The organism is Mumia sp. zg.B17 (genome assembly GCF_019550915.1).
Classification (GTDB): domain Bacteria; phylum Actinomycetota; class Actinomycetes; order Propionibacteriales; family Nocardioidaceae; genus Mumia.
In genome coordinates this window covers 70,861-83,462 of record NZ_JAHWCI010000005.1, presented here as the reverse complement: position 1 = coordinate 83,462, position 12,602 = coordinate 70,861, and the positions used below count along the sequence as shown (strand labels likewise).

Below are 12,602 nucleotides of genomic sequence, written 5' to 3'. Positions count from 1 at the left end.
GGTCTCATGGTGCAAACCCGCGACGTCGTCGTGCTCGGATCGACCGGCTCCATCGGGACACAGGCGCTCGAGATCGTCGCCGCGAACCCTGACCGCTTCCGGGTCGTCGGCATCGCCGCCGGCGGCAGCGACCCGGTCCTCCTCGCCCAGCAGGCCATCACCCACGAGGTCGAGGCGGTCGCGGTCGCGCAGGCCTCGGCCGCCCAGGACGTGCAGCTGGCCTTGTATGCCGAGGCCCAGCGGCGCGGGTACGCCCACGGGCAGCACCGGCTGCCCCGCATCCTCGCCGGCCCCCGCGCCGCCACCGAGCTCGCGGCGACCCGCTGCGACGTGGTCCTCAACGGCATCACCGGCGCCGTCGGCCTCGGTCCCACGATCGCCGCCCTCGAGGCAGGCACGACGCTCGCCCTGGCCAACAAGGAGTCGCTGATCATCGGTGGGCCGGTGGTCACGGCGCTGGCACGACCCGGTCAGATCGTCCCCGTCGACTCCGAGCACTCGGCGATCGCGCAGGCGCTGCGAGGCGGGACCGCGGAGGAGGTGCGCCGCCTGGTGCTGACGGCCAGCGGTGGCCCGTTCCGCGGCAGGTCCCGCGCCGAGCTGCAGGATGTGACCCCGGACCAGGCCCTGGACCATCCCAACTTCGCGATGGGTCGGGTCATCACGATCAACTCGGCGACCCTCGTCAACAAGGGCCTCGAGGTCATCGAGGCGCACCTTCTCTTCGACGTGCCGATGGACCGCGTCGACGTCGTCGTGCACCCGCAGCAGATGATCCACTCGATGGTCGAGTTCGTCGACGGGTCCACGCTGGCGCAGGCATCGCCGCCCTCGATGCTGATCCCGATCGCCCTCGGCATGGGGTGGCCCGACCGCGTCCCGGACGCCGGCCCGGGATGCGACTGGACCCAGGCGTCGACCTGGGACTTCGCCCCGCTCGACGACGAGGCGTTCCCGGCCGTGCGCCTCGCCCGCGAGGCCGGCGCCTTCGGCCGTACGGCACCGGCGGTCTACAACGCCGCCAACGAGGAGTGCGTCGGCGCGTTCCTCGACGGGAACCTTCCGTTCCTCTCGATCGTGGACACGGTGGGCGCCGTGCTCTCGGAGCACCTCACCGACGCGGGCGTACGCTCGAAGACGGAGCCGGTGACCGCGGACGACGTCCTCGCCGCGGACGCGGCCGCCCGCGAGCGGGCGCAGGAGCTGATGGCAGCGACGACCAGGACGAGGCAGGAGAGCCGATGAACGCGACACCGTGGCTGTACGCCCTCGGCGTCGTCGTGCTCGTCGTCGGCATCGCGGTCTCGATCGCCCTGCACGAGCTCGGTCACATGGTGCCCGCCAAGCTCTTCGGCACCAAGGTCACCCAGTACTTCATCGGCTTCGGACGGACGCTGTGGTCGACCCGCAAGGGCGAGACCGAGTACGGCGTCAAGGCGATCCCACTCGGCGGCTACGTCAAGATCGTCGGCATGCTTCCGCCCAACAAGGGTGACGATCCGGGCACCGTCCGCAAGTCCAACACCGGCATGTTCACGCAGCTGGCGTTCGACGCCCGCTCGGCCGAGTACGAGCACGTCACCCCCGAGGACGAGCCGCGCCTCTTCTATCGCCTGCCGTGGTGGAAGAAGGCGATCGTGATGGCTGGCGGACCGGTCGTCAACCTGGTGATCGCCTTCATCCTGTTCGCCGCGCTGTTCATGACGATCCCTTCCCAGAACGTCGAGAACGCCACGACGACGGTCGAGACGGTGTCCGACTGCGCGATCCCCGCCGCCGAGGCCGGTCGCAAGTGCACCGCCGCCGACCCGGTCACTCCCGCCAAGCAGGCAGGTCTGACCCCGGGTGACACCATCACCTCCTTCAACGGCACGCCCATCAGCAGCTGGGACCAGCTCACCGACCTCATCCGGGCGAACGGCGACAGCCCCGCCACGATCGAGTACGTCCGTGACGGTGCCGAGCAGCAGGCCACCGTCAACACGTCGGTCCAGCCGCGGCCAACCAAGACCGACCCCGACAAGGTCGAGCGCGTCGGTTTCCTCGGAGTCAGCCCCTACGTCCCCGCTCAGCGCGAGGACCTCGGTTTCGCCGTGGCGACGATGGGGGACATGACCGTCAGCACGGTGAAGGCCATCGGCTCGCTGCCGGAGAAGATGGTCGAGGTCACCAAGGCGGCGTTCGGGGCCGAGCGCGGCCAGGACACCCCCATGAGCCCGGTGGGCGCCAGCCGGGTGGCGGGTGAGCTGACCTCGGCCGAGGGCGCCACCTGGAGCGACCGCGTCTTCAGCGTCGGCCTGCTGCTCGCGGGGCTCAACCTCTTCCTCGGGCTCTTCAACCTGATCCCGCTCCTGCCGCTCGACGGCGGCCACATCGCCGGAGCGCTCTGGGAGGGCCTGCGCAACGCGATCGCTCGACTTCGTCGTCGGCCGATCCCCGGGCCGGTCGACGTCGCCAAGATGCTGCCGGTCGCCTACGCCGTGGGTGCCGTCCTCTTGGTGATGGGCATCATCCTGGTCTACACCGACATCGTGAACCCCGTACGCCTCACCTGAGGCCCGACCGCACGCACGCGAGGAGATTCGTACCCGCATGGACGTCAACCTGGGAATGCCGGCCGCCCCGCCTCCGGTGCTCCGGCCCCGTCGGCCGACCCGCAAGATCAAGGTCGGCAAGGTGGAGGTCGGGGGAGACGCGCCGGTCTCGGTGCAGTCCATGACGACGACCCCGACCGTCGACGTCAACGCGACGCTGCAGCAGATCGCGGAGCTCACGGCGGCGGGTTGCGACATCGTCCGCGTCGCGTGCCCGAGCCAGGACGACGCCGAGGCGCTGCCCGACATCGCGCGCAAGTCGCAGATCCCGGTGATCGCCGACATCCACTTCCAGCCGAAGTACGTCTTCGCTGCGATCGAGGCCGGCTGCGCGGCCGTCCGCGTCAACCCCGGCAACATCCGCAAGTTCGACGACCAGATCAAGGAGATCGCGCAGGCCGCGAAGGACCACGGCACGTCGATCCGGATCGGCGTCAACGCGGGCTCGCTCGACAAGCGCCTGCTGGAGAAGTACGGCAAGCCGACCCCGGAGGCGCTCGTGGAGTCGGCCGTCTGGGAGGCGTCGCTGTTCGAGGAGCACGACTTCCACGACTTCAAGATTTCGGTCAAGCACAACGACCCCGTCGTGATGGTCCGGGCGTACGAGCTGCTCGCCGAGAAGGGCGACTGGCCGTTGCACCTCGGTGTCACCGAGGCAGGCCCCGCGTTCCAGGGCACGATCAAGTCCGCGACCGCCTTCGGGGCGCTGCTCAGCCAGGGCATCGGCGACACCATCCGGGTCTCGCTGTCGGCCCCGCCGGTCGAGGAGGTCAAGGTCGGCATCCAGATCCTCCAGTCGCTCAACCTCCGTCCCCGCAAGCTCGAGATCGTGTCCTGCCCGTCGTGCGGGCGGGCCCAGGTCGACGTCTACACGCTCGCCGAGGAGGTCACCGCCGGGCTCGAGGGCATGGAGGTGCCGCTGCGCGTCGCCGTGATGGGCTGTGTCGTGAACGGCCCCGGTGAGGCGCGTGAGGCCGACCTCGGCGTCGCGTCGGGCAACGGCAAGGGGCAGATCTTCGTCAAGGGCGAGGTCATCAAGACCGTGCCGGAGTCCAAGATCGTGGAGACCCTGATCGAGGAGGCGATGAGGATCGCCGAGGGGATGGAGCCGATCGAGGGCGCGTCGCCGGCCGTGGCGGTCTCGTAGGCGATCGCCTACTCGCCGAGGCCGCCGCCGGCCAGCTCGACGACGATGTCGAGGTGGCCGACGTGCCTCGCGTACTCCTGCACGAGGTGGAGCAGGATCCAGGCAAGGTTGGGCGGGTCGGCCTCGAAGCGTCCACCCATCACGGCCAGATCGTCCAGCGACGCGGCGCCGGTGATGGCCCGGGAGCGTTCGACCTGCTCCTCGAAGCGTGCGCGCAGCACCTCGTACGTCTCGTCGTCGGCGACGAACCATGCGTCCGACCCAGGTCGCTCGTCGCCCCACGGGTCTGCGACCTGCTCGCCGAGGAAGCCCCACTGGAGCCACCGGCGCTCGACGTGGCGCAGGTGCTTGAGCAGACCCAGCGGCGTCCACCCCGAGGGCAGGCGGCTGCGGGAGCGCTCGGCGTCGGAGAGGGAGGCGAGCTTGCGCAGCAGCGCGTCGCGCTGGTGGTCGAGCTGTCCCTCGGCGATGGCCTGGGGATCGCGGAGAGAGGTGGCGGGCTCCCCGAGCGGTGCGGTCGTCATGCCGCGCACCCTACGCCGCGACGGCGAGACATGGTCGTGGGCGACCGCGCCAGATAGGCTCGTCCCACCGACGGTGTGAGGAGGCCCGGTGCTGAGCACGGCTGAGGGTGTCCGCGTCCTGCGCGAGGGAGACATCCCCGCGCTGCAGGAGCTGATCGACCGCGACGCGATCGTCAACCTCTTCGTCGACCACCGCACCAGCAGCACGCGGCTGTCTCCCCGCTGGCTGGGCGGAGAGATGTGGGGCTACTTCGAGGGCGACACCCTGGTGTCCGCGTGTCACGTCGCCGCCAACTTCGTCCCGGTCGAGGCGACGCCGCACGCGGTGGAGGCGTTCGCCGAGCGCGCGCGCACGACGGGGCGGCTGTCGTCGTCGATCGTCGGACCTCGCTCCGCGGCCCTCGGTCTGTGGGAGCGCCTGGAGGGGTCGTGGGGACCTGCTCGCTCGCTCCGCCTCGACCAGCCGTTCCTCCAGATCGCCGGGCCGCCGCTCGTGGCTCCTGACTGGCGCGTCCGCCCGGTGCTCATCGACGAGGTCGACATCCTCTATCCGGCGAGCGTCGCGATGTTCGAGGAGGAGGTCGGCGAGAGCCCGGAGCTCCCCGGCCGCAACAGCTATCGTGCTCGGGTCACCCAGCTGGTCGCGCGCGGCTGGGCGTACGCGATCATTCAGGACGGCCAGGTGCTGTTCAAGGCGGAGGTCGGCTCGGCCTCGGCCAAGGGCTGCCAGATCCAAGGCGTCTACGTGGCTCCCGAGCACCGGGGGAGCGGGCTCGGGACGGCGGGGATGGCGGCGGTCGTCGAGCGCGCCCGCCGCGAGGTCGCACCGGTCGTCTCGCTCTACGTCAACGACTACAACGTCGCCGCGCGACGGGTCTACGAGAGGGTCGGGTTCGTGCAGACTGAGACGTTCGCGTCGGTGCTGTTCTGATGAGGCGCCTCGCTCCGGTCGGCGCCGCGGTGGCGCTGGTCCTCGCCACCGGTCTCCTCGCGTCGCCTGCCGATGCGGCGGCGCGCACGGTCCGCGACCAGCGTGGTGACGCGCTCTCGGCCGTCGACATCACGTCGCTACGGGTCCGCAACGCCGAGCACCGGGTGCGTGTCACGATCCGCGTCCCGCGTCTGGAACGCCGCCGCGTCGGGGGCGTCACGGTGTTCCTCGGGCGCAAGGTCGCGGGCCGCCCCGAGTACGCCGCGTCGAAGGTACGCCGCGCCGGGGGTTGGAAGACCACCTGGCAGCAGCTGGATGCGAGCCGCCTGCGCTGCTCCGGGATGCGCTTCAGGATCCGCCCCCGGAGCGTGGTGCTGTCGGTGCCGCAACGCTGTCTGGGCGACAACCGCGCCGCCGTGCGGGTGCAGGTCGCGGTCTTCACGCGTGCCTACCTCCACGGCAACGTGCCCGAGGAGGTCCTGATCGATCCGAAACCAGGCCCCCGGCTGCCGATCGACGGTGTCCCGAAGGCCCGTGGCGCACGGATGACGCCCTGGGCCGCTTACCGCTAGGCTTCGGCGACCCCGATTGGCGGGGTCACCTTTCGCAGGAGCACACCCCATGATCCGTACGATCCGTACCCTCGTCGTCGGCGCGGCCGCAGCGGGCCTCGTCCTCGCGACGACCGCTTCCCCCGCGGCAGCCAAGACCCGCACCTTCAGCGACCCGCGCGGTGACGCCGTCGCCGCGCTCGACGTCACCAAGATCAAGGTGACCAACAAGAAGCACGCCGTCGTCGTCCGGATGACCGTGCCCGGCTTCAAGAAGTCGAAGCTCGGCGGGGTCCTTGTCGGCCTCCGCACGAAGGCCAAGGGCCGCCCGGACTTCGCCTCGATGAAGATTCGGATCGAGGGCGCCGGGTGGATGCCGCTGATGTTTTCCGGTGAATCCGACGAGGACTTCGTCTCCTGCAAGGGTGACCGGATCAGCTTCGGCAAGCGTTCCGTGACGGTCCGCATCCCTCAGCGCTGCCTGGAGCGCAACAAGCGCGCCGTCCGCGTGTCGGTCGCTCTGATCGGCCGCGACGACGCCTTGGAGATGGAGGAGATGCCCGAGCCCGGTCCCGATGCCGTCGTGGACGCGTACCCCAGCCTGACGAGCACCAAGATGTCGCCGTGGGTCCGCTACCGCTGATCCGCACCTGTCGGCTGCTGGTGACGGGTACGGCGGCTGCTCTCGTCGTCTCGGCGGCCGCCTCGCCGGCGGCCGCCGAGACGCGGGTCCTCACCGATCCGCGCCACGACGCCGCCGCCGCGCTCGACCTCACGAAGGTCACCGTCGCCAACACCAAGCGCGCCGTCGTCGTCCGCATCACCGTGCCCCGGCTGCGACGCTCCAAGCTCGCGGCGATCTCGGTCGTCGTCCGGACCAGGGCTGCGGGGCGTCCCGAGTTCGTCTCCCTCAGGACGCGGGGCGTCGCTCGGTGGGACCGTGCCGTCCTGACCGACGACACCGAGGCGACCGTGCGGTGCTCGGGCGACCGTGTTCGGATCGGCAAGCGCTCGGTGACCGTCCGCCTCCCGCAGCGGTGTCTCGGTGGCAACCGCCGCGCGGTGCGCGTGGGGGTGGCGCTCGTCGGCACCGACCTCAAGGGCGTGGGCCCGCTCGAGGTCGACGACCCGGGTCCCCGCACGGCGATCGACGTCTTCCCGAGGCTCGACTCCGACCGGCTCTCCCAGTGGGTGCGCTACCGCTGAGCCGCGCGGTGCCCGGCCGTTAGGCTGGGCACCGCACCGTCTCGACCAGAGACTGCCATCCCGAAACCAGGAGTACGCCCGTGGTCACCCGCATGTCTCGTCTCTTCCTCCGCACGCTTCGCGAGGACCCGGCGGACGCGGAGGTGCCGTCGCACCGGCTCCTGGTCCGCGCCGGCTACGTCCGTCGCGCGGCCCCTGGCATCTACTCCTGGTTGCCTCTCGGCCTGAAGGTCCTGCGCAAGATCGAGGGGATCGTGCGCGAGGAGATGGACCGCATGGGTGCGCAGGAGGTGTCGTTCCCCGCGCTGCTCCCCAAGGAGCCGTACGAGGCGTCGGGTCGCTGGGGGGAGTACGGCGAGAACCTGTTCCGGCTCAAGGACCGCCGTGACGTCGACATGCTCCTCGGTCCCACCCACGAGGAGATGTTCACCCTCCTCGTCAAGGACCTCTACTCGTCCTACAAGGACCTCCCGCTCTCGATCTACCAGATCCAGACGAAGTACCGCGACGAGGCGCGTCCGCGCGCCGGCCTGCTGCGCGGACGCGAGTTCATCATGAAGGACTCCTACTCCTTCGACGTCCACGACGACGGCCTGGCCCGGTCGTACGAGGCTCACCGCGAGGCCTACATCCGGATCTTCGACCGGCTCGGCCTCGACTACGTCGTGGTGCAGGCGATGTCGGGTGCCATGGGCGGATCCGCGAGCGAGGAGTTCCTCGCCACCGCCGTCAACGGCGAGGACACCTACGTCCGCTCGCCCGGCGGCTACGCCGCCAACGTCGAGGCCGTGAGGACGGTGGCTCCCGAGCCTCTGGACGACGAGGCGATCGCCGCCCTGCCTCCCGCACACGTCGAGGACACCCCTGACACGCCGACGATCGAGACCCTGGTCGACGTGGCCAACGAGCGATTCCCGCGCGCGGACCGTCCCTGGACGGCCGCCGACACCCTCAAGAACGTCGTGCTCTGGGTCCGCCAGCCCGACGGGACGCGCGAGGTGCTGGTCGTCGGGGTGCCCGGCGACCGCGACGTCGACGTCAAGCGACTCGAGGCGCAGCTCGCTCCGGGGGAGATCGACCCGTTCGAGGATGCCGACTTCGCCAAGCACCCCGCGCTCGTGCGCGGTTACATCGGCCCCGAGGCGCTGGGGGAGGAGTCGGAGTCCGGCATCCGCTACCTGACCGACCCCCGTGTCGTGCGCGGGTCGGCCTGGCTCACCGGGGCCAACCAGCCCGGCAAGCACGTCTTCGACCTCGTCTGCGGACGCGACTTCACCCCGGACGGCGTCATCGAGGCCGCCGCGGTGCGCCCCGGTGACCCCGCCCCCGACGGGTCAGGACCGCTCGAGCTCGCGCGCGGTATCGAGATGGGTCACATCTTCCAGCTCGGACGCAAGTACGCCGACGCGCTCGGCCTGAAGGTCCTCGACGAGAACGGCAAGCTCGTCACGGTGACGATGGGGTCGTACGGCATCGGCGTCTCGCGTGCCGTCGCGGCCATCGTCGAGAACAGCCACGACGAGGCCGGCATCGTCTGGCCCGCCGCGGTGTCGCCGTACGACGTCCACCTGGTCGCCACGGGCAAGGACGCGGCGGTCTTCGACGCGGCGGCAGCGCTGGCCGACGAGCTGGAGGCCGCTGGTGTCGAGGTCCTCTACGACGACCGTGCCAAGGTGTCGCCCGGCGTGAAGTTCAAGGACGCCGAGCTGATCGGTGTCCCGACCATCGTCGTCGTCGGCCGGGGACTCGCCGAGGGCGTCGTCGAGGTGAAGGACCGCAAGACCGGCGTGCGTGAGAACGTCCCGCTCGACGACGTGGCGGCGTTCCTGCGCGAGCGCACGTCGCGGTGAGCGTCGGCTAGATCCCGAGGAGAGGGTTGACGCGCTCGAGGACGAGCATGTCGGCGATGGTGCCGTCGCGGCGTACGGTGCCGGCCCGCTCGGCGCCGGCCATCTCGAACCCGCACGCCCGTGCGACGTCGAGCGAGTCGCGGTTGCCCTCGTCGATGCGCACGTAGGCTCGCAGCGCCCCGAGCCCGCCGCGGTCGCGAGGCGTGAACGCGTGGTCGACGACCAGGTCGACGGCCTCGCGGGCATAGCCCTTGCCGCGCTCGTCGGCGAGCAGCCAGTAGCCGATCTCGGCACCGGTGTCGCTGCGGTGGGGGACGCCGACGGCGCCCAGCAGGTCGTCGGTCACGGAGTCGACGAGGGCCCACGAGAACGCGGCGCCGTTGGCCGCCGCGTCGAGGGTCGTCGCCCGGAAGGCCGCGGCGTCGGGCAGACCGTACGGCGAGGGGAAGGACGGCATCCACTGCTGGACGGAGGCATCGTTGCCGCCCTCGACCAGCCGGTCGTCGTCGGCGGGCTCGAAAGGGCGCGCACAGATGCGGTCGCCACGCAGCGTCGGCAGGTCCCACCAGAGGGTCGAGGCCTCGCGCACGTCGTCACGGTGGAGGGTCGCGACCCATCCGTCGCGGTACTCGCCGCGCTCGGGCAGCCACCGGTGCACGGTGCCCCCGAAGGTGAAGCCGCATCGCCACACCACCTTGCGCGACGCCCAGTTGCCCTGGTCGGCCCACCAGATGACGGTGTGCAGCCCGAGCGTCTCGAACCCGTATCCCAGGAGCAGCTGCAGCGCGGACGTCGTGACCCCGTCTCCGCGGACGGCGGGATGGGCGACGAAGCCGATGTCCGCGCGTCCGGCGCCGACGTCGCGGAGCGAGACGGTGCCGGCGTAATGCGGGCTGCCATGCGCGTCCGTGACCTCGACCGCGAACGCGTGCTCGGCGCCCGAGCCCCACCCCTCGGGCACCATCTCGGTGACGAAGCCGGTGCCCATCGCGGTGTCGTAGCCGAGAGGAATGGTCGTCCACCGCAACGTCTCGGGGTCGCGGCACTGCTCGACGACGGCGGCGACGTCGTCGAGCCGGTGGGGGCGCAGCGTGACGCGTCCGTCGGTGAGGACCGGGACGCCGTCAGGGAAGCGGAGGGGAGCGAACGGCATGCCTGAAGTCTGGCATGGCGACTGCGACGGATCAGTCGATCCCGGGCAGGGCGGTGGGCTTCCCTCCCCACGCGAGCAGCGCGGTGGCCGACTCGTCGACCGCAGCGCAGGCGTAGGCGCGGCGCTCGCCCTCGGTCACACCGACGACCGCCAGCCAGCTCCGTACGAGTCCGGACTCCACCTGCTGCGCGAGCCGACGTGCGTCGGACGCCGTGGCGACCTGGCCGGTGGCGTACGCGGGCTCGGGGTCGACCGGGTCCTGCTTGTCCTGTGCGAGCCAGGCCCGCAGGTCGTCGCGACGCTTGCGGTGGAGCGCGAACGCGCCTGCTGCCTGGCGCTGGACCGGTGACCGTGCCTCCAGACGACCGGCGACCAGGCCATAGGAGTAGACCGCCGCATGCTCGCCGGCGAGCGCATTCTGCAGGGCGTCGGTGGGATCGGTCTCGAACCCCGCGGGATCCTCGTCGGTCGTCCTCATGTCCCGCTCCTGGTGGTCCGCAGGATGACCGCGTCCTGGCCGTCCCCGGCCGCGACCGACGCGAGCAGCCGTGCGACGCCCGGGTCGCTCGCGCGCACGCAGTCGGCCGCATGGTCACGCTGGGCGGTCTGGCTCACCGTCACCAGAGCACGGAGGGCGGGCGCCGGGCGCGCCGGGACCGCTGCAGTCGCCGTCGGTGGTGACGCCTCAGGGGCGGGGGAGGGGGCGCCGCCGGTCCCGAGGGCCTCCTCCAGAGCGGTGACGCGCTCCTGGGCGCGCGCCGCGACCGGCGACAGCGAGGGCGCCAGGCCGGCGTGCCTCTGTGCCGTCGCCTGGACGGCAGCGACGACGGCGGACTCGCGGGCGTACGCGCCGGAGAGCAGATCGTGGTCCGGATGCTCCTGCGGCGAGGGCGTCTCGGGCTCGCGGTCCAGCCACGAGCAGCCGGGCACGGCCGTCAGCGCGACCAGCCCGGTCCCCCCGAGCAGCAGTCGACGCCGTCCGACCCCAGGACGTGGCGGTGGCGATCCGAGACTCACACCGGTGAACCTATCGGAGTAGAGGTGTGCCGGGGTCGCCCGCCGCCGCGCCACCGGGGCGACCGCCTAGACTTGGAAGCGATCGTCACAGCGGCACCCGCGACACCACCCTCGCGGCACAACAGAAGACGGAGGCGTGCCATGGCTACGACACCGGTCCCCGACAGCCTCCAGGAGCTGCTGGAGCAGATCGTCACCTCCCACGGGATGGATCTCGACGCCGTCGAGCTGACCAACGGGCGCATACTGCGCGTGGTGCTCGACGCCGAGGGCGGACTCACTCTCGACGACATCGCCGAGGTCACGCGAGCGGTCTCCAGCGCCCTGGACGCAGCCGACCCCCTCGGAGACGACCCCTACACGCTCGAGGTCGGCTCCCGTGGAACGAGCCGGCCGCTGACGCTTCCGCGGCACTGGTCGCGCAACGTCGGCCGGCTCGTGAAGATCACCCCCCTCGAAGGCCCCACGTTCGTCGGTCGCCTCCTGTCCTCCGACGATGCAGGAGCAGTCGTCCGCACCGAGACTGGAAGCCGGGACGTTGCGTACTCGGACGTGAAGAAGGCCAAGATCGAGCCCGAGCTCAATCGGAAGGACGTCTGATGGACATCGACATGGCGGTGCTGCGCACCCTGGAGCACGAGAAGGACCTGCCGCTGGACGTCGTGGTGACGGCCATCGAGCAGGCGCTCCTGGTCGCGTACCACCGGACGCCCGGTGCCCGCAGCAACGCCCGCGTGGAGCTCGACCGCAAGTCGGGCCACGTCGTGGTCTGGGCTCGCGACCGCGTCGAGGGCGACGAGGGCAGCACGTTCACCGAGGAGTTCGAGGACACCCCGAGCGACTTCGGCCGGATCGCGGCCACGACGGCCAAGCAGATCATCCTGCAGCGGCTGCGCGATGCCGAGGACGAGCAGCGGTTCGGCGAGTTCGCCGCGCGCGAGGGCGACATCGTCTCGGGCGTGGTCCAGCAGGGGCGCGAGCCCGGCGACGTGCTCGTCGACCTCGGACGCGTCGAGGCGCTGCTCCCGGTCGCCGAGCGGGTGCCGGGGGAGTCCTACGAGCACGGCGACCGCATCAAGGCGCTGGTGACGAGCGTTCGGCGAGGGCCTCGCGGCCCGCAGGTGCAGGTTTCGCGCACGCACCCGACCCTTGTCAAGAAGCTCTTCGCCCTCGAGGTGCCGGAGATCGCCGACGGCACCGTCGAGATCGCCGGGATCGCCCGCGAGGCCGGCCACCGGACCAAGATCGCCGTCCGCTCCACGATGCCCGGCGTCAACGCCAAGGGCGCCTCCATCGGCCCGATGGGCCAGCGCGTCCGCAACGTGATGTCGGAGCTGCACGGCGAGAAGATCGACATCGTCGACTTCTCCGAGACTCCCACCGACTACATCGCCCACGCGCTGTCGCCCGCCCAGGTGACATCGGTCACGGTCGTCGACGCCGACGCCAAGGCGGCGCGGGTCGTCGTTCCCGACTTCCAGCTGTCGCTGGCGATCGGCAAGGAGGGCCAGAACGCCCGGCTTGCCGCGCGACTGACCGGCTGGCGCATCGACATCCGTCCTGACACCGAGGTTCCGGAAGGCGGCACGGCGTCCTGACCCGGCCGGGCCCTGTCGGGACGGGGTGCGC

General features: G+C 71.2%; 14 protein-coding genes. 10 read left to right on the top strand and 4 right to left on the bottom strand.

The window, feature by feature from the left end; genetic code table 11:
• Positions 1–6: 6 nt before the first annotated feature.
• The 3 genes from dxr to ispG are packed head-to-tail and all read left to right on the top strand — an operon-like array spanning position 7 to position 3,741.
• Positions 7–1,245 (top strand): 1-deoxy-D-xylulose-5-phosphate reductoisomerase, encoded by a 1,239-nt coding sequence (gene dxr / locus KV097_RS06025; protein ID WP_220365370.1) that lies wholly within the window; start codon positions 7–9, stop codon positions 1,243–1,245.
• Positions 1,242–2,555 carry an RIP metalloprotease gene (locus KV097_RS06020; RefSeq protein WP_220365369.1) on the top strand — a complete coding sequence of 438 codons (1,314 nt, stop codon included), beginning with the start codon at positions 1,242–1,244 and terminating at the stop codon, positions 2,553–2,555. Before dxr ends, KV097_RS06020 begins: the two co-directional genes overlap by 4 nt.
• 37 nt (positions 2,556–2,592) lie before the next feature.
• Positions 2,593–3,741, top strand: coding sequence for a flavodoxin-dependent (E)-4-hydroxy-3-methylbut-2-enyl-diphosphate synthase (gene ispG / locus KV097_RS06015; protein WP_220365368.1), 1,149 nt, complete (start codon positions 2,593–2,595; stop codon positions 3,739–3,741).
• An 8-nt stretch (positions 3,742–3,749) separates the two neighbouring features.
• On the opposite strand, the gene KV097_RS06010 is transcribed toward ispG, so the two are convergent.
• Positions 3,750–4,265: a DinB family protein gene (locus KV097_RS06010; RefSeq protein WP_220365367.1), complete on the bottom strand. Its 516-nt coding sequence runs from the start codon at positions 4,263–4,265 to the stop codon at positions 3,750–3,752.
• A gap of 88 nt (positions 4,266–4,353) precedes the next feature.
• On the opposite strand from KV097_RS06010, the gene KV097_RS06005 reads away from it, so the two are divergent.
• From KV097_RS06005 to KV097_RS05985, 5 genes are all read left to right on the top strand, one after another.
• Entirely contained in the window at positions 4,354–5,196 is an 843-nt protein-coding gene (locus tag KV097_RS06005) for a GNAT family N-acetyltransferase (RefSeq protein ID WP_220365366.1), read from the top strand.
• Positions 5,196–5,768, top strand: a complete 573-nt coding sequence (locus KV097_RS06000) for a hypothetical protein (RefSeq protein ID WP_220346947.1) — start codon at positions 5,196–5,198, stop codon at positions 5,766–5,768. The genes KV097_RS06005 and KV097_RS06000 overlap by 1 nt, the downstream gene beginning before the upstream one ends.
• Before the next feature lie 49 nt (positions 5,769–5,817).
• Positions 5,818–6,390 carry a hypothetical protein gene (locus KV097_RS05995; protein WP_220365365.1) on the top strand — a complete coding sequence of 191 codons (573 nt, stop codon included), beginning with the start codon at positions 5,818–5,820 and terminating at the stop codon, positions 6,388–6,390.
• Positions 6,372–6,953 carry a hypothetical protein gene (locus KV097_RS05990; protein ID WP_220365364.1) on the top strand — a complete coding sequence of 194 codons (582 nt, stop codon included), beginning with the start codon at positions 6,372–6,374 and terminating at the stop codon, positions 6,951–6,953. The genes KV097_RS05995 and KV097_RS05990 overlap by 19 nt, the downstream gene beginning before the upstream one ends.
• Positions 6,954–7,033: 80 nt before the next feature.
• Positions 7,034–8,803, top strand: coding sequence for a proline--tRNA ligase (locus tag KV097_RS05985; protein WP_220341323.1), 1,770 nt, complete (start codon positions 7,034–7,036; stop codon positions 8,801–8,803).
• A gap of 7 nt (positions 8,804–8,810) precedes the next feature.
• On the opposite strand, the gene KV097_RS05980 is transcribed toward KV097_RS05985, so the two are convergent.
• From KV097_RS05980 to KV097_RS05970, 3 genes are read right to left on the bottom strand one after another with little or no spacing between them, the layout of a single operon-like run.
• Positions 8,811–9,956, bottom strand: a complete 1,146-nt coding sequence (locus KV097_RS05980) for a GNAT family N-acetyltransferase (protein ID WP_220365363.1) — start codon at positions 9,954–9,956, stop codon at positions 8,811–8,813.
• Between the two features lie 31 nt (positions 9,957–9,987).
• Positions 9,988–10,434 (bottom strand): ferritin-like domain-containing protein, encoded by a 447-nt coding sequence (locus tag KV097_RS05975; RefSeq protein WP_220365362.1) that lies wholly within the window; start codon positions 10,432–10,434, stop codon positions 9,988–9,990.
• Entirely contained in the window at positions 10,431–10,973 is a 543-nt protein-coding gene (locus KV097_RS05970) for a hypothetical protein (RefSeq protein WP_220365361.1), read from the bottom strand. Before KV097_RS05970 ends, KV097_RS05975 begins: the two co-directional genes overlap by 4 nt.
• 141 nt (positions 10,974–11,114) lie before the next feature.
• On the opposite strand from KV097_RS05970, the gene rimP reads away from it, so the two are divergent.
• On the top strand, positions 11,115–11,573 hold the full coding sequence (gene rimP / locus KV097_RS05965; RefSeq protein WP_220341327.1) for a ribosome maturation factor RimP: 459 nt from the start codon (positions 11,115–11,117) through the stop codon (positions 11,571–11,573).
• Positions 11,573–12,571, top strand: a complete 999-nt coding sequence (gene nusA / locus KV097_RS05960) for a transcription termination factor NusA (protein ID WP_220341328.1) — start codon at positions 11,573–11,575, stop codon at positions 12,569–12,571. The genes rimP and nusA overlap by 1 nt, the downstream gene beginning before the upstream one ends.
• The last annotated feature ends 31 nt before the right edge of the window (positions 12,572–12,602 follow it).